This is a genomic window from Massilia sp. BAP21, assembly GCF_057801335.1.
Genome location: NZ_CM173596.1, coordinates 2,960,476 through 2,977,131 on the forward strand (window position 1 = coordinate 2,960,476; position 16,656 = coordinate 2,977,131).

Here is a 16,656-nt window from a genome sequence, read left to right on the forward strand (position 1 = left end):
TTTTGTATCACGACGCGGTTTTCCCGACGGCCGCAATCGTGCAGTACGCCAGACCGGCGTACGCTGTGAGACGGGATGCGAAAGTGACGTGCTACGAAGGAAATTAACGGAACTTTTGAGGTTGCCAGATGTCGTCGATTTCATTCGTTGATGGAAGGCACAATCTGAATGACCCATTGATGTAGCGCAGTCCATTTTCGCGCCTCCGTTTTGTTTCGAGCGCAATCGGGGAGAATGTGGATCGGTATCGGTCTGCTCCGCGGTGATCACATTTTTTACGAGGACAAAAGTCATGGATAATCAGAAATCGAGCGAGGGAAAAGGCGTTGAGGCCGGCCGTCAAGGTGCAGGCAGCAGCATTGGCAAAGACCAGCAATCGGGCCTGAACAAGGACCTGCAATCGGGCGCCAGCAGCCAGAAGGGCGCCAGCGGCTCGTCGGGCAGCACCGGTTCGTCGTCGGGCAGCATGAGCGGCGGTTCGTCGTCGAGCGCCAGCCCATCGACGAGCTCGGTCAGCTCGAGCGGCAACACCGGCGCAACGGGCGGCAGCGCTGCCGGTTCGTCGGGCAGCATGGGTTCGTCGTCCTCGTCGTCGTCGACGGGCGGCACCTCGGGTTCGTCGGGCGCCATGGGCTCCTCGTCGACCGGCAGCTCGCCATCGAGCGCCGCGGGTTCGACCTCGGGCGTGGGTTCGAGCTCGGCCTCGGGTTCGTCGGCTTCGACCGGCGCAATGGGCGGCTCGTCGGCAAGCACCGGCAGCGACGCATCGAAGGATTCGTCGAAGGATTCGTCGTCGAAAAACGCGAGCGTGCTGTCGTCGGTCAAGCCTGAAGAAATGCACAAGTCGATCGACAAGGCCGCCGAGGCAGCCCAGCCGATGGTCGAGCGCGTCGTCAGCAGCGCCCACGCCGGCGTCGACAAGCTGAGCGGCCTGCTGAGCAGCGCCCAGGAAAGCTTCGGCTCGCGCAAGGAACAAGTCAACGACACCTACCAGCAACTGGCCGACTCCGGCCGCGAGTATGTCCGCAACAAGCCGGGCACCGCCATCGCCATCGCAGTCGGCGTGGGCTACGTCCTCGCCAAGCTGCTCGGTGGCAGCAACCGCCGCGACTACTGATCGCGTCCAGGCCGGTCGCGACCGGCCGCGATCGGCTGACCGCGCTTGAGGCAGCGTTGCGCTGCTTCACGCTGTCCCGTCTTTGAACTCCCGGCCAGCAGGCGCTGGCCGGGGTTCGCATTCCACAGCATTCAGAACGGAGAACTTATGCAAACGCATTCGGTGAGCGGGACCACGCACGCCCCTGCGGGCGGCATCCCGGCGCAACACCTGCCTGACGGCGCCGTCGAGGCGCACCGCTCCGGAGTATCGTGGGGCGCGATTTTCGCGGGCGCCGTGGCTGCCGCTGCGCTCTCCCTCGTGCTCTACCTGCTCGGCTCGGGCTTCGGCTTTGCCGCTGCGTCGCCCTGGTCCGACAATTCGGGCGTTGCGCTCGGCATCTCGGCCATCCTGTGGCTGACCTTTACCCAGCTTGCCGCCTCGGCTGTCGGCGGCTACCTGGCCGGACGCCTGCGCGTGAAATGGGCCAGCGTCCGCACCGACGAAGTCTACTTCCGCGATACCGCGCACGGCATGCTGGCCTGGGCCGTGGCCACGCTGCTCACCGCCGCCTTCTTCGGCGGCCTGATGGGCAAGATGGCCGGCAGCGCCGTCGATGCCGGCGCCGGCGTCGCCAGGACAGCCATTGCCAGCGGCGCCGCCGCAACGGCAGCGGTGGCGAACCAGGATGGCGGCAATGGCAACGGCGCCGGCACCAATCCGCTCGACTATTTCTCGGACATGATGCTGCGCAGCGACAAGCCGGGCACGGTCGGCGATGCCAACCTGCGCCGTGAAACCGTGCGCATCCTGGCCAACAGCGTGCCGAACGGCAGCCTGGCTACCGAAGACCGCGCCTATCTCGCTACCCGCATCGCCGAGCGTACCGGCCTGGACCGCGTGAGCGCCGAACGGCGCGTCGACGACGTCTATGCCCGCAGCGCGGCAGCGGCGGCCAAGGCCAAGGCGACAGCAAAAGAGGCCGCCGACAAGGCCCGCAAGGCAGCGGCCGGCACGGCATTGTGGCTGACCGTGGCCCTGTTCATCGGCGCCTTCGTTGCCAGCTGGTGCGCCACGATCGGCGGCCGCCTGCGCGACGCCTGAGCGCCGCATTCAACCAATCAGAAGGGAGCACACCATGCGTTCGATACTACTCTGGCTGCTGGGCGTACCGATCCCGATCATCATCCTGCTCGCGATCATCTTCTAACAGCACATTGTATTAAATAGCAGCACCCTGGAACAATAACGCCGGCACATGCCGGCGTTATTGTTCCGATTGTGCGTAGGGTGGCCGGCTCCACCCGGGATGGTGATCGCTCTCCGGCTTGTGCGCCGTCCACGCGTTCAGGCGGTGCTGGCGGGCCGGCGGGGCATATCGAACGCCGCTTGAACGCGTGGAAGGCGCCAACGCTGCATAGGGTCGGGCACCCGGGTCGAGCCTTCCACCCTACGAAACGACCGGCGCCGCGCCCGTTCGTGGCCAAGGCGGCACCTTTACTTCATCGCTGTCGGCTCGCTCACTTTTGCCGGCTCCTCGTGCGGATGCCTGCGCGCCCGGTTCACGCCGCGCCACATCAGGTTCTTGAAGTCGTCCACATAGGTGAACACGGCCGGTACCACCAGCAGGCTGAGCAGGGTCGAGGTGATCAGCCCGCCGATCACGGCAATCGCCATCGGCGCGCGGAAGCTCGGGTCGCCCGACAGGCCCATGGCCAGCGGCAGCATGCCGGCGCCCATCGCAATCGTGGTCATGATGATGGGCCGCGAGCGCTTGTGGCAGGCGTCGACCAGGGCATCGAAGCGGTCCATGCCGGCCTTGCGCGCCAGGATCGCGTAGTCCACCAGCAGGATCGAGTTCTTGGTCACTATCCCCATCAGCATGATCAGGCCGATCATGGTCGGCATCGACAGCGCGCTGTTCGTCAACAGCAGGGCGACAAACGCGCCGCCGATCGACAGCGGCAGCGCCGCCAAAATCGTCAGCGGCTGCATGAAGTCGGCAAACAGCAGCACCAGCACGCCGTAGATGCACAGCACGCCAATGGTCATGGCGATGCCGAAACTGGCGAACAGCGCCTGCATTTCCTGGGCGTCGCCGAGTTCCGCAATCGTCACCGAAGCGGGCAGCGTGTTAAAGGCGGGCAGGGCGCGCGCCTCAGCATTCACTTCGCCCAGCGAGCGGCCCGACAGCTCCACGTCGAGCGTCACGTTGCGGCTGCGGTTCAGGCGGTCGATCTGGGCCGGGCCGCTTTCCATGGTGATGCTCGCCACGCTGGCCAGCAGCACGGGACCGTTCTTGCCGGGTACCGTCAGGCGCCCGATGGCGTCGAGGTCGGCGCGCACCGCGTCCGGCAACTTGACGCGGATCGGCACCTGGCGTTCGGACAGGTTCATCTTCGCCAGCGACTGTTCATAGTCGCCGGCAGTGGCCACGCGCACTGTTTCGCCAATCGCTGCCGCCGTCACGCCCAGGTCGGCGGCGCGCGCAAAGTCGGGACGCACGATGATTTCCGGACGCACCAGCGAGGCGCTGGAGCTGACGTTGCCGATGCCCTGCAGCGTACGCAGGTCGCGTTCCGCGCGCTGGGCGGCGGCGGCCAGCGCGACGGGGTCCTCGCTCCTGAGCACCAGCTGCATCTTGCTGCCGGTGTCGGCCTGGCCGACGGTGAAGCGCGCGCCGGGGATGGCGGACAATTCCGTCCGCATCCGGCGCTCCAGCACATCGAGCTTGTCGTCGCGGTCGCTGCGGTGCACGGTGGTCACGGTCAGCACAGCGCGCCGCGCCTCGGCCGCCGCGCCGGGTGCAAAGGCGTCGCCGCTGGAGCCGCCGCCAATCGAAGAGAACACGCCGGTCACGCCCGGCACGCGCATCGTTGCCAGGCGCGCCTGCTCGGCCACCGCGTGCGTCTGCGCCAGGGTCGCACCCGGTGGCAGCTCGACGTTGATCAGTGTCTGGCCACGGTCGGCCGCCGGCACGAAGCCTGTGGGCAGCAGCGGCACCAGGGCAATCGAGGCAACGAAGAACACGGCGGTGGCAAGTGCGGTCAAGCCGCGGTGCCGCAGGCACCACTGCATGGCGCCCATGTAGCGGCGCATCAGCCGCCCGTCCTTCTGCTCGTGCTGCTTGGCGGGCTTCAGGATGTAGGCCGCCATCATCGGCGTGAGCAAACGCGCCACCACCAGCGAAGCCAGGATCGCCAGCACCGCGGTCCAGCCGAACTGCTTGAAGAAGCGGCCCGGAATCCCGCCCATGAAGGCGGTCGGCAGGAACACCGCCACCAGCGAGAAGGTGGTGGCGATCACCGCCATGCCGATTTCGTCGGCCGCCTCCAGCGCCGCCTGCATCGGCGATTTACCCATCTGCAGGTGGCGCGCGATGTTCTCGATCTCGACGATGGCATCGTCCACCAGCACGCCGACCACCAGGGCCAGCGACAGCAGGGTCACCATGTTCAGCGTGTAGCCGAACAGGTACTGGCCGAGGAAGGCGGGAATCACGGACAGCGGCAGCGCGGCAGCGGCCACCAGGGTCGCGCGCCAGTCGCGCAGGAACCACCACACCACCAGCACGGCCAGCACCGCGCCTTCGTACAGCATCTCCATCGAAGCGTCGAAGTTTTCCTGCACCGGCTCGGCGTTGTCGACCACTTCCTTGATGATCACGTTCGGGTGCGCCTTCTGCAGGTCGGCCACGGCCTGGCGCGCGCCTTCGGCCACCTCGGTTTCGCTGGCACCGCGCGTGCGGAACACCTCGAAGCCGATCACGCGGCGCCCGTCCTGCTCGGCCAGCGCGCGCGGCTCGCTGACGGTGTCGATCACCTTTGCCACTTCATCGAGGCGCACGCGGCGGCCGTCGGGAAGAGGGATGTCCATGCGCGCCAGTTCCTGGGCGCTGCCGACGGTGGCCAGGGTGCGCACCGATTGCTCGGCGCCGCTGACGTCGCCGCGACCGCCCGGCGCCTCGCGCTGCACGTTGCGCAGCTGGCGCGACACGTCCAGGGCCGAGACGCGCAGCGCCGCCATGCGCGCGTCGTCGAGTTCGACGCGGATCTCGCGGTCGACGCCGCCGATGCGTTTCACGGCGCCCATGCCGGGTACGCTCAGCAGGCGTTTCGATACGGCATTGTCGACGAACCAGCTCAGTTCCTGGTCGTCCAGCGCGCCTTTTTCTCCCCCTGCACCGGGCTTGGCGGTGGCAGTAAAGGTGAGCACCGCGCGGCCGGCGGTGGCGGTCTTGGTCACGCTCGGCTCGCGCATCTCGGCCGGCATGTCGGCGCGCACCTGGGAGACGGCGTCGCGCACGTCGTTCACCGCGTCCGACAGGTTTTTATCGAGGATGAATTCGACGGTGACCGTGGCCACGCCATCGAGCACGCGCGTGTAGATGTTCTTCACGCCTTGCAGCGTGGCGACCGAATCCTCGATCTTGCGCGCGACCTCGGTTTCCAGCTGGGCCGGCGCGGCGCCGTCGAGGGTGGCGGTGACGGTCACGATCGGCAGTTCGATATCGGGGAAGAACTGGATCTTGTTCGATTTGAAGGCGAGCAGGCCGGCCAGCGTGAGCAGGGCGAACAGCAGGATCGCCGGGATCGGGTTGCGGATCGAGAGGGCGGAGAAATTCATCGATGGCCCCTCAGCGCGCAGCGCCGCCGGCGGCAGTACCGGCTGCAGTACCGGATACGATGCCGGCCGGAGCGTTTGCCGGGGCGGCGCCCGGCGTTACCGTCGCCGGTGCATTCGCCGCCGGCGCCTTTCCAGGCGCCTGGACATTGCGTACCAAGTCACCATCGTTCAGGAAACCGGCGCCGCTGACCACGATCTGCGCGTCCGGCGCCAGCCCGCCCAGCACCTCGATGCGCTCGCCCAGGCGGCGCCCGGTCGTGATCTTTTGCTGGCTCACGCGGCTGTCCACATTCAGGCGGAACACGTAATTGAAACCGTCGCGCACGGCGATCGCCTGCTGCGGCACGGTCAGCGCGTTCGAGGCGCCCATCTCGAATTCGCCGCCGGCGAACATGCCAGCCTTCAGCGGCGCGGTGCTGCTCATGGCCGGCGGCAAGTCGACGTAGACCAGGGCGGTGCGCGTCTGCGCGTCGACGGTCGGCGCGATCATGCGCACCTTGCCTGCCACTTCGCTGCCGTTGGCGGCCTTGACGACGGCGCGCGTGCCGGGCTTGATGCGGTCGATGTCGGCCGCCGTGACTTCGGCGCGCCATTCCAGCCGGCCCTGGCGGATCAGGCGGAACAGCTCCGTGCCGGCGCCGACCACGGCGCCCACGGTGGCATTGCGCGCCGAGATCACGCCGCTGTCGGGCGCCACCACGGTGGCGTACTTCAGGCGCAGCTGTTGCTGGGTGAGGGTGGCGCGCGCCGCAGCCACGCGCGCGGTGGCGGTGTTCGCGGCGGTGAGGTATTGCGCCACCTGCTGCTCGCTCATCGCGCCCGAGCTGCGCAGGGCTTCGCCGCGGCGCGCATTGGCCGCGGCTTCCTCGGCGTTCGCCTGTGCTTCCTGCAGCGCCGCGCGCGCCTGGGCGACGTCGGCGTTCACGGTATCGGCCGAGAACACGGCCAGCACGTCGCCCTTTTTCACCACGTCGCCCACGTTCACGCGTACCTCCGTCAGGCGCAGGCCGTTCGACTCGCTGCCGATCACCGCTTCCTGCCAGGCGGCCACGTTGCCGTTGGCGCCCAGGCGCAGCGGCAGCTCGGCGGTCGCGGGGCGCGCGGTGGTGACGGTCAGTGCCGGCGTGGCCGGGGTGTCCTTCTGCTTGTCGCCGGCATCGCGGCCGCAGCCGGCCAGGGCCAGGACGATCAGCGCGGCCGAGCCGGCACGCAGGGGGAGGCGGGAAGTCGTGAATCGCATGTGCTTGGTTTCCATGTCTGCTGGGCCGCTGCCGGCAATATCGAAGCAGTTTATCGCAAAGGCAAGGCGTTTCCGCTCGCGTTCGAGTCCTGCCTCTAATCCCGTTACAATGGGTTTTTTGCGATGGAGGTGGAGATGAAACGATTCCTGTCGTTCGCGGCCCTGTCCTGTGCGCTGCCGCTGCACGCCGTGGCCCAGCACACCGCGCCGCCTGCCGATCCGCCCTGCCGCGCCGCGCCGCAAGCCGACGCACCTGCCTCGGCCGCCCTGCCGCCCCGCGCCGGCACCCAGCCCATGCCGGAGCGCGGGACCGTAGCGCCGGTGAACAAGCTGCCTTCGCATGTGGAGTCGGCTTCTTCGCGGAGGATGGCGGCGGTGAATGCGCGCCAGGAGGCGCAGGAGACGAAAAAAAATCCCGAGCCGCCTTGCCGACCGATGGCTACGCAGATCGCGCCGGCAGAGGATGGAAAGAAGAGTTAAGGGATACGTTGCACCATAACGGTGCAATTCACGCCGCACACGCACCCTGATGATGCGCTGCGGCATAAATCCTTGTCGAAGTGGTGCCGGGGCAGCAGAAGGGAGTTGATTACCGAGAGGAGATACGGTATTGATACCGTAGTTTTACCGTATTGCGGTGCACAATAAACCGCGTTATATTGGAACTGTCTCCTCCAGTTTTCTCCGAATACTGGATTACCGCCCGGTACCGCAAGGTACTCGGGCGTTTTTTTTGGCTGATGGCTTTACTGTAGGGTGGGCCGGGCCGCGCAAGGCACTCCGTGCCCACGCGGTACGCACGGGTCCGCGAGTCGTTGGCGGCGAGGTGTCGCTCGTGCCCATATGAGATGGACGGAAAGCCTTGCATGGCGATAGGGCCGGGCTCCGCGTCAGCGGGCGACGAGTCACCGCACGTAGTGCAAGCATGGGCACGTAACCGCGTGGGCACGGGGTGCCCACCCTACGGACCGGCCTGGCCGCAGGCCAGGCTCCATGTCATCGGGCGATGAGTCGCCGCATGCAGTGCAAGCATGGGCACGTAACCGCGTGGGCACGTGTTTGAGGCCCCCAGCCTCAAACACCCCACCGTACGGTCAGCGCCGCGGATGCATGCCGGCTTTTGCGTTACTCGACGCCCTCGCCCTGGAAACTCCCCGCACGCCAGGTCAGCACCAGCGTATCGCGGTGCCCATGTTCGCCCAGCGGCTGGATCGGCGTCGACTCGTGGATCACGGCCGCGTCGTCCAGCAGCAGCATGGTCCACGGTTCGGTCATGGTGAAGCGCTGTCCGCGCGGCCCGTTCGCTTCGAACACGCGCGTCTCGCCGCCCTTGATGCCGGCGCGGTCGATCAAGATCACCGCCACGTAATCGACGCCGTCGCGGTGCGCGCCTTCCGGCGTGGGGCGGCCGATGCCGTCGGCGGTGTCGATGCGGAACTGGTGGGCTTCCACGTACCAGGGCTGGGCGCCCTTCACGTCGGAGCACACGGCGCCGAGCGCGCGCAGCAGGCGCCCCCAGGACGGCTGGGCGATGGTGTCGTCTTCGATCGGTTCGAACAAACGGTGCATGCCGCCGTGCAGGGCGTTGTACTCGACCGGCTGCCAGTGCGCGCGGTGCGCGGTCTGTTCGAGCGCGGCGCCGCTGTCGACGAAGCAGGAGTGGCGGCGGCGCCGGTAGCGGCCGCCGTCCTTCAGGTAGTTGTCGAGTTCGAGGTGGTCCCAGCTCGGCGCCAGCGCCTGCAGCTCAGCCAGCGTGCAGCCGGCCAGGCGCGCCACGTCGGCCGGGCGCACGAGCGCGTAGCCGTCGCCGCGCAAAGCCTCGACGAGGCGGGAAGGGTCGGTGTAGGGTGGTTCGGAGGTCATCATGCCCGGTAGCGTAGCACCTTTCGCAGCGGGCAGTGAAGGGCGGCCCGGGCTCCTTCTCCCGGTCAAGCCGCTTGTTGTTCCCAGGTCTCGTTACCAGGTCTTGTTCAGCGTGATGCGGAACGAACGCGGCTCGATCGGGTGGAAGTGGATGTCGTCGGCCGGCGCCGCCTCGCCCGCCAGCTGCGACGCATAGTAGTAGTCGATGGCCGAGGCGCGCCGGTTGCCGAGATTGAAGCCTTCCAGTTCCACCTGCAGGTCCTTGCCGATGCGGTAGCCGATGCGGCCGTTCAGCGTGGTGCTGGCATGCGAGCGCACGCTGTTGTCCTCGATGAGCGGACGCGGGCCGAAGTAGCGCAGGCGCAGCGCGCCCGACCAGGGGCCGAGCTTGTCGACAGTGAGAGCCAGCTGGCCCACGCCCTCGACCGCGCCGGGAATCCTGGTTTCGCCCGGCGCGGCGCCGCGGTAGCGCGCACGGGCAAATGCGGCGTCGAAGTCCACGCCCAGCCAGGCCAGGGGCCGCCAGTAGTTCGAGAACTCGATGCCGTAGCGGCGGCTGGCGTCGCCGGCTTCGGTCATGCCGGCGTCGCCGATGTAGGTGAGTTCGGAGTCGAAGTCGAGGCGGTACAGCGACACCGCTGTCTGCATCTTCGGGATCGCTTCGGTGCGCAGGCCCAGTTCCATGCCGCGCGAACGCGCCAGTCCCGGCGCGCGTCCCACCGGTTCGAGCGTGGCCGGGTCGATGCCGGCCACCGTGCCGCGTGCGTCGTTGCTGTGGAAGCCGTGGCCGTAGTTGGCGTAGAACTCGGTCGACTCGAAGGGCGCCAGGATCAGGCTGAACGAGGGGCTGACCTGGGTGTCATGCGTACGGCCGCTGTTCTCGATGCGGTCGCTGCGCACGTCGAAGCGGTAGCGGTCGGCGCGCAGGCCGGCCACGGTGCGCACCATCTCGCCCCAGCGCGTGGCGCTTTCGACGAACAGGGCGCCGCTGGTCTCGACGATATGGTCTTCGCGCGTGGTGTTCAGGCGCCGGCGTGCGCGCGTGTCGTACAGTCCGTTGAAGATGTTGTCGTTCTGGAGGCGCGCGCCCACCGTCAGGTCGGAGGCGATGCGGTCGCCGCGGTGCACGTGCCAGGTCTGGGTGGCGTCCACGCCGCCCGTGACGCGCCGGTCCGGCTGGGCGAACTGGTCGCCGTTCACCGGGTCGTTCATGAAGTACGTGAAGTTCGAGTACAAATCGAGCTGGTTGCGGATCACCCAGGCGCTGAGCTTCGAGGCCGAATCGGCGTCGGTCTGGCGCCAGATGCCGGACAGGCTGTAGCGGCGCGCATTGCCGCCATCGGTGTCGTCGATGGCATCGAAGCGGCCGATCCTGCCGTCTTCCACTGCGCGCAGCGGAACCTGGTCCGTTGCGTTCCAGCGGCCGCGGTAGCTCATCGCCGTCACGCTCCAGCCGTTGTTGGCGAAGCCGCGGCTGTAGCGCAGCACGGCATTCGTCTTGCGGTAGTCGTCCGGGCGCGTCCACGGGCCGTCGTTCTTCATGATTTCGAGCGCATACAGCAGGGTGCCGCCGGCCACTTCCGGCGACGCGGCCAGCATGCCGCGCGCAAAACCATCCTGGCCCAGCGTGAGGCTGGCGATGTTCTTCACCAGGCGGTTGGCATAGCTGACCTGGGCGCTGCCGGCCGAGGAAAAATCGCCGTCGCGCGCCGAGTAGGGGCCCTTGCGGTAGTCGAGGCGGGCGACCAGTTCCGGGACCAGGAAATTCACGTCGGTCCAGCCCTGGCCGTGGGCATGACTGCGCTGATTGACCGGCATGCCGTCGAGCGAGGTCGCCAGGTCGGTGCCGTGGTCGAGGTTGAAGCCGCGCAGGTAGAACTGGTTGGCCTTGCCCTCGCCGCTGTGCTGGCTGGCGATCAGGCCCGGCATCGCCTCCAGCATTTCGCCGGGGCGGTAGGCGGTGCGCGCCGCCAGTTCCTTCTGGCCGACGGTGCCGGCATTCGCCGAGTCGGCGATGCCGAGCTGGCTCATGCGCGAGCCTTCGACCAGCACGCGCTGCAGCACCAGGTCGTCGGCCTGGGCGGCATGGTGGACGAGGAGCGCGGCCAGCGCGCACGGCAAGGGACGCAGCCTGGTCATGGTGTCAGCGGGTGGCCTGGTCGGGGTTGGCGCGGTCGAAGGTCAGGGTGCGCACGGCATTGCCGTCGTTGAGGTTCACGGTGTTCACCTGGTCGGGCAGGAAGTCGACCAGCACCGCGTTGTGGATGGCGCCGGCCTTCCACAACGGCGTCTTTTCGATCTCCTGGTAGACCGTGACGCGCTCGGCGTCGGCCGACACGCCGACCCAGCGCACGCGCAGGCGCGACTTGTCCTGGCCCAGCACCCAGAAGCGCGACTCGATGTACTTGCGCAGCACTTCCTGGTCGTCGGGTTCGGTCAGGTCGAACTGGCGCCCGTACATGTTGGCCAGCAGGGCGTCGATGTCGTGCGCCATGTAGGTGTGCACGATCTCGGTGCTGCCGGTGCGGGCGTTGAACGACACGTCGGCGATGCCCGCGTGGAAGCGGTGCGCCGACGCCGCCGTGCCGGCGCACAGCAGCACGGCGCACAGCAGCATCTTCAAGCGTTTCATCATTGCGCGGCCTTTGGCGTCTCAGGCGCGCCATTCGCCGGCGCCGCCTTTGTCTTCAGCGGCGTATTGTAGTCCTTCATCAGGTCCGTCCCGCTGCGGTTGGTCTTGAACAGCTCCAGGCGCGACGGATTTACCTTGCGCGGCCAGGCGTTGTTGTCGACGTTGATGTCGGCCGTCTCCCAGAACGGGTCCTGCGTCAGGCCCACCATCGGCTCGTCGGTGACGATCAGCTTGGTGATCTTCTTCGGCGAGTAGCGCCAGACTTCGGCCGGAATGCGCTCGATGGTCTTCTTGCCGCTCGCGAGCTGGATTTCCAGCACCAGCGGCGTCACCAGCCCGCCAACGTTGGTGAAGTCCACCAGGTACAGGTGCTTGCCCGAGGACAGAAGCGCCTTTTCCCAGTCTTCCAGCTTCTCTTGCGACTCGTTGAACTTGTTGCGGTCGGCGTTCGTGACGGTGAAGTCGTCGTGCGCGTTATAGAAATCCTTCAGCTCGGGGTGCGCGTCCACGCGGCGCGGCATGCCCTTGTTGCGCTGCTCGGTGAGCGAAGCCGGTTCGGCATCGCGCAGCTTGCGGCGCCAGGCCTTTTCGATGTCCGGATTCTGGGTGCTGACCGTGTACTCGCTGATGCCGTCCACGCTCACGTCCACCGCATCGGTGGTGTAGAACCAGCCACGCCAGAACCAGTCGAGGTCCGTGCCCGAGGCGTCTTCCATGGTGCGGAAGAGGTCCGCCGGGGTCGGGCGCTTGAACTTCCAGCGGCGGCCGTATTCCTTGAAGGCGAAGTCGAACAGCTCGCGGCCGAGCACCGTCTCGCGCAGGATGTTCAGGGCGGTGGCCGGCTTGGCATAGGCGTTCGGGCCGCGCTGCAGCACCGACTCCGAATTCGTCATGATCGGGGTCTGGTTACGGCTCTTCATGTAGTCGGTGATGTCGCGCGGATCGCCGCGGCGCGCCGGATAGTTTTCTTCCCAGGCGTTTTCGGCCAGGTACTGCAGGAAGGAGTTCAGGCCTTCGTCCATCCAGGTCCACTGGCGCTCGTCGGAGTTGACGATCATCGGGTAGTAGTTGTGGCCGACCTCGTGGATGATCACGCTGATCAGGCCATACTTGGTTGCCTTCGAATAGGTGATCTCGCCGGTCTTCTTGTCCTTGGTCGGACGCGGGCCGTTGAACGAGATCATCGGGTACTCCATGCCGCCGATCGGGCCGTTCACCGAAATCGCCACCGGATACGGATAATCGAAGGAATACTTGTTGTACTGCTCGATGGTGTGGATGATCGCCTGGGTCGAGTACTGCTCCCACAGCGGATTGCCTTCCTTCGGATAGTAGGACATGGCCAGCACGTCCTTGTCGCCACTCTTCATGCCCTGGGCGTCCCAGATGAACTTGCGGCTCGAGGCAAAGGCGAAGTCGCGCACGTTCTGGGCCTTGAAGCGCCAGGTTTTCATCGTGCCGGTGCGCTGCTTCTCGTTGGCTTCGGCTTCGGCCTGGGTCACGATCAGGACCGGCTTCTTCGCCGTGCGCGCCTGCTTCAGACGGTCGCGCTGGGCGGCGGTGAGCACCTCGCCGGCGTTCTGCAGCTCGCCGGTGGAGGCGACGATGTGGTCGGCCGGGACCGTGATCTCGACGTCGTAGTCGCCGAACTCCAGCGTGAATTCGCCGTCGCCCAGGTACTGCTTGTTCTGCCAGCCGGCCACGTCGTAGTAGGCGGCCATGCGCGGGAACCACTGCGCGATTTCGAACAAATCGTTCTTGTCTTCCTTGTCGAAGCGCTCGAAGCCCATGCGGCGGCCGATCACGCTCGCTTCGGGGATGTTGAAGCTCCACTCCATGGCGAACGACACCTTGGCGCCCGGCTTCAGGGGCTGGGGCAGGTCGATGCGCATCATGGTCTTGTTGATCGCGTAGTGCAGGGGACGGCCGTCGCCGGACTTGACGCTGCCGATCTTGAAACCGCCGTCAAAGGCGCGGCTCTCGTAGGCGAAGCGGATGGCGTCGAACTTCACGCCTTCGGCGCCGCCCTTTTGCCAGGCATCGCGCGAGGGAATGGTCGAGATGTTGCGGTTGTCCGAGTCGCCGCGGAACATGTTCTGGTCCAGCTGGACCCACAAATAGTGCAGGGTGTCCGGCGAGTTGTTGTGGTAGGTGACGGTGCCGGCGCCGGTGACCGCGCGTTTCGCTTCGTCGAGCGTGGCGCGCAGCTTGTAGTCGGCGCGCTGCTGCCAGTAGGCGTGGCCCGGGGCGCCGGAGGCGGTGCGGGTGGTGGTGGGCGTCGGCAGCAGCTCGTCGAGCTGGCGGAACTTGTCGTCGAACGGGTCGGCGGCGTGGGCGGAAGTGGACAGGGCCAAGGTCAGCGCGATGGTGTGCGCGAGGTGTTTCATGTTCATGAATATGTCGCTTCGTTTAAAACAAAACAACCGGTGGCCGCGCTCTATGCGCGACCACCGGCTTGGATCGTACGGTGGGCACTCCGTGCCCACGCGGTTACGTACATGTGATGTTTGTGTTGGCGGTGATGATTCGCTCGAAACATCAAGCAGGGCCGCAGGCCGTTGCAAGCGTTTCGAGCGACACCTTGCGGCAGCGGGCTCGCGGAACCGTGCGTACCGCGTGGGCACGGAGTGCCCACCGTACGGGTCAAGGTTCGCGGCCCGAGTACAACCTGCGGCCCGCATCTGCCAACAACCCGGTCACTGCACCGGCGGCACCGTCTCCTTCTTCGGCTCTTCCTTGGCAGCGGCGTCCTTCTCTTCCTCCGTCTTCAGCTTGGTATTGAAGTCCTTCATCAGGTCATTGCCACCGCGTTCGGTCTTGAACAGTTCCAGGCGCGACGGGGTCAGCTTGCGTGGCCAGGCGTTGTTGCTCTGGTCGATGTCGGCGGTTTCCCAGTACGGGTCCTGCACCAGGCCCGTCATCGGTTCGTCGGTGACGATCAGTTTCGTGATCTTCTTCGGCGAATAACGCCACACTTCGGCCGGAATGCGCTCGATATACTTCTTGCCGCTCGCGAGCTGGATCTCCAGCACCAGCGGCGTCACCAGCCCGCCGACGTTGGTGAAGTCCACCAGGTACAAATGCTTGCCCGAGGACAGGAGCGCCTTTTCCCAGTCTTCCAGCTTGTCCTGCTGTTCGTTAAATTTATTGCGGTCGGCATTCGTGACGGTGAAGTCGTCGTGCTCGTTGTAGAAGTCCTTCAGCTCGGGATGCGCATCGACGCGGCGCGGCATGCCCTTGTTGCGCTGGTCGGTGAGCGAGGTCGGCTCGGCATCGCGCAGTTTGCGGCGCCAGGCCTTTTCGATTTCCGGATTCTGCGAGCTGACCGTGTATTCGCTGATGCCGTCGATGCTCACATCAACCGGGTCGGTGGTGTAGAACCAGCCGCGCCAGAACCAGTCGAGGTCCGTGCCCGAGGCATCTTCCATGGTGCGGAAGAAGTCGGCCGGGGTCGGGCGCTTGAATTTCCAGCGGCGCGCGTATTCCTGGAAGGCGAAGTCGAACAGTTCGCGGCCCAGCACCGTTTCGCGCAGCACGGTCAGGGCGGCGGCCGGCTTGGCATAGGCGTTGTTCCCGAACTGCAGGACCGACTCCGAATTGGTCATGATCGGCACCTGGTTGCGGCTCTTCATGTAGTCGGTGATCAGGCGCGGTTCGCCGCGCATTTCCGGCCACTGCTCTTCCCAGGCTTCCTGGGCCAGGGTCTGCACGAAGGAGTTCAGGCCCTCGTCCATCCAGGTCCACTGGCGCTCGTCGGAGTTGACGATCATCGGGAAGTAGTTGTGGCCCACTTCATGGATGATCACGCCGATCAGGCCATACTTGGTGCGCTTCGAGTAGGTGACTTCGCCGGTCTTCTTGTCCTTGGTCGGACGCGGGCCGTTGAACGAGATCATCGGGTATTCCATGCCGCCCACCGGGCCGTTCACGGAAATCGCGGTCGGGTAGGGGTAGTCGAAGGAATACTTGTTGTACTGCTCGATGGTGTGGACGATGGCCTGGGTCGAATACTTCTCCCACAGCGGATTGCCTTCCTTCGGATAGTAGGACATCGCCATCACATCAAGGTCGCCGCTCTTCATGCCCTGGGCGTCCCAGATGAACTTGCGGCTCGAGGCAAACGCGAAGTCGCGCACGTTCTTCGCCTTGAAGCGCCAGGTCTTGGTGCCGCTGGCCCTGGTCTTTTCGGCCGCTTCGGCCTCGGCCTGGGTCACGATGACCACCGGCTTCTTCGAATTCTTCGCTTTCGCCAGGCGGTCGCGCTGGGCGGCGGTCAGCACCGCGCCCGGGTTCTGCAGCACCCCGGTCGAGGCCACGATGTGGTCGGCCGGCACCGTCAGCTCGACGTCGTAGTCGCCGAATTCGAGCGTGAATTCGCCGGCGCCGAGGAACTGCTTGTGCTGCCAGCCGTACACGTCGTAGTAGGCCGCCATGCGCGGGAACCACTGGGCGATCTCGAACAGGTCGTTCTTGTCTTCGTCGAACTTTTCAAAGCCCGAGCGGCCGCCGAGCACCTTCTGCTCGTTGATCTTGTAGTTCCACTCGACGTCGAAACTGAAGCGCTGGCCCGGTTTCAGCGGCGTCGGCAAGTCGATGCGCATCATCGTGCCGTTGATGGTGTGGGCCAGCTGGCGGCCGCCGGCCTTGACGCCGGTGATCTTGAAGCCGCCGTCGAAGCTCAGGCCCTCGAAGGTCGTGCGCAGGGCGTCGAACTTCATGCCTTCTTCCGGGCTGCGCGGCTTGGCCCAGGCCTCGCGCGAGACCACGGTGGCCGAGCGGCGTGCGCCGGAGTCGGACTTGTAGATGTTCTGGTCGAGCTGCAGCCACAGGTAATTCAGCGTATCCGGGGAATTGTTGTGGTAGGTGATCGTTTCGGCAGCGCTGATCGCGCGGTTCGCTTCGTCGAGCGTGGCGCGGATCGTGTAGTCGGCGCGCTGCTGCCAGTAGGCGTGGCCGGGGGCGCCGGAGGCGGTGCGGATCGTCGTTGCGGTCGGCAGCAGCTCGTCGAGCTGGCGGAACTTGTCGTCGAAAGGTTCGGCCGCAAAGGCGGACGCGCCGAGGCATAGCGCAGCCAGCGCGAATGGCAAACGGATCATGTTTCCCCTGTTTTTATGATGGATTTTGGAGAAAGTATTCTAATCGTATCTTTCGAGCAAGCTTGGGCTGATTTGTAAAAAAGCTGATACATGAGACGCGCCA

10 protein-coding genes are annotated in these 16,656 nt (G+C 66.1%); 3 read left to right on the plus strand and 7 right to left on the minus strand.

Annotated elements, in window-relative coordinates:
• Positions 1-292: 292 nt before the first annotated feature.
• Both ACWYRN_RS13040 and ACWYRN_RS13045 read left to right on the plus strand, forming a co-directional pair.
• Positions 293-1,117 (plus strand): ElaB/YgaM/YqjD family protein, encoded by an 825-nt coding sequence (locus ACWYRN_RS13040; RefSeq protein ID WP_488687868.1) that lies wholly within the window; start codon positions 293-295, stop codon positions 1,115-1,117.
• Between the two features lie 147 nt (positions 1,118-1,264).
• The gene (locus ACWYRN_RS13045; protein ID WP_488687869.1) at positions 1,265-2,200 is read left to right on the plus strand and encodes a hypothetical protein; all 936 of its coding nucleotides are present in this window, start codon (positions 1,265-1,267) and stop codon (positions 2,198-2,200) included.
• A gap of 393 nt (positions 2,201-2,593) precedes the next feature.
• On the opposite strand, the gene ACWYRN_RS13050 is transcribed toward ACWYRN_RS13045, so the two are convergent.
• Both ACWYRN_RS13050 and ACWYRN_RS13055 read right to left on the minus strand, forming a co-directional pair.
• A complete protein-coding gene (locus tag ACWYRN_RS13050) occupies positions 2,594-5,722 on the minus strand; it encodes an efflux RND transporter permease subunit (RefSeq protein ID WP_488687870.1) in 3,129 nt (1,042 codons plus the stop codon).
• 10 nt (positions 5,723-5,732) lie between these two features.
• Complete coding sequence (locus tag ACWYRN_RS13055; RefSeq protein WP_488687871.1) at positions 5,733-6,962, minus strand: efflux RND transporter periplasmic adaptor subunit; 1,230 nt, start codon at positions 6,960-6,962, stop codon at positions 5,733-5,735.
• Positions 6,963-7,097: 135 nt separating this feature from the next.
• Here ACWYRN_RS13055 and ACWYRN_RS13060 point away from each other — a divergent pair, with 135 nt between their 5' ends.
• Positions 7,098-7,442 (plus strand): hypothetical protein, encoded by a 345-nt coding sequence (locus ACWYRN_RS13060; RefSeq protein WP_488687873.1) that lies wholly within the window; start codon positions 7,098-7,100, stop codon positions 7,440-7,442.
• A 645-nt stretch (positions 7,443-8,087) separates the two neighbouring features.
• Here the strand turns inward: ACWYRN_RS13060 and ACWYRN_RS13065 are convergent.
• The 5 genes from ACWYRN_RS13065 to ACWYRN_RS13085 form a co-directional block, all read right to left on the minus strand.
• Positions 8,088-8,828: a 2OG-Fe dioxygenase family protein gene (locus ACWYRN_RS13065; protein ID WP_488687874.1), complete on the minus strand. Its 741-nt coding sequence runs from the start codon at positions 8,826-8,828 to the stop codon at positions 8,088-8,090.
• Positions 8,829-8,918: 90 nt separating this feature from the next.
• Positions 8,919-10,964, minus strand: a complete 2,046-nt coding sequence (locus tag ACWYRN_RS13070) for a TonB-dependent receptor (RefSeq protein ID WP_488687875.1) — start codon at positions 10,962-10,964, stop codon at positions 8,919-8,921.
• 4 nt (positions 10,965-10,968) lie between these two features.
• Positions 10,969-11,460 carry a DUF6702 family protein gene (locus tag ACWYRN_RS13075; RefSeq protein WP_488687876.1) on the minus strand — a complete coding sequence of 164 codons (492 nt, stop codon included), beginning with the start codon at positions 11,458-11,460 and terminating at the stop codon, positions 10,969-10,971.
• On the minus strand, positions 11,457-13,850 hold the full coding sequence (locus ACWYRN_RS13080) for a M1 family metallopeptidase (protein WP_488687878.1): 2,394 nt from the start codon (positions 13,848-13,850) through the stop codon (positions 11,457-11,459). Before ACWYRN_RS13080 ends, ACWYRN_RS13075 begins: the two co-directional genes overlap by 4 nt.
• A 303-nt stretch (positions 13,851-14,153) precedes the next feature.
• A complete protein-coding gene (locus ACWYRN_RS13085; protein WP_488687879.1) occupies positions 14,154-16,553 on the minus strand; it encodes a M1 family metallopeptidase in 2,400 nt (799 codons plus the stop codon).
• Positions 16,554-16,656 lie beyond the last annotated feature (103 nt).

Bases quoted from the DNA above. Each gene is read 5' to 3' on its own strand.
- ACWYRN_RS13050 (WP_488687870.1), bottom strand. From the start codon at position 5,722: ATGAATTTCTCCGCCCTCTCGATCCGCAACCCGATCCCGGCGATCCTG.
- ACWYRN_RS13080 (WP_488687878.1), bottom strand. From the start codon at position 13,850: ATGAACATGAAACACCTCGCGCACACCATCGCGCTGACCTTGGCCCTG.
- ACWYRN_RS13065 (WP_488687874.1), bottom strand. From the start codon at position 8,828: ATGATGACCTCCGAACCACCCTACACCGACCCTTCCCGCCTCGTCGAG.
- ACWYRN_RS13060 (WP_488687873.1), top strand. From the start codon at position 7,098: ATGAAACGATTCCTGTCGTTCGCGGCCCTGTCCTGTGCGCTGCCGCTG.
- ACWYRN_RS13075 (WP_488687876.1), bottom strand. From the start codon at position 11,460: ATGATGAAACGCTTGAAGATGCTGCTGTGCGCCGTGCTGCTGTGCGCC.
- ACWYRN_RS13040 (WP_488687868.1), top strand. From the start codon at position 293: ATGGATAATCAGAAATCGAGCGAGGGAAAAGGCGTTGAGGCCGGCCGT.
- ACWYRN_RS13085 (WP_488687879.1), bottom strand. From the start codon at position 16,553: ATGATCCGTTTGCCATTCGCGCTGGCTGCGCTATGCCTCGGCGCGTCC.
- ACWYRN_RS13045 (WP_488687869.1), top strand. From the start codon at position 1,265: ATGCAAACGCATTCGGTGAGCGGGACCACGCACGCCCCTGCGGGCGGC.
- ACWYRN_RS13055 (WP_488687871.1), bottom strand. From the start codon at position 6,962: ATGCGATTCACGACTTCCCGCCTCCCCCTGCGTGCCGGCTCGGCCGCG.
- ACWYRN_RS13070 (WP_488687875.1), bottom strand. From the start codon at position 10,964: ATGACCAGGCTGCGTCCCTTGCCGTGCGCGCTGGCCGCGCTCCTCGTC.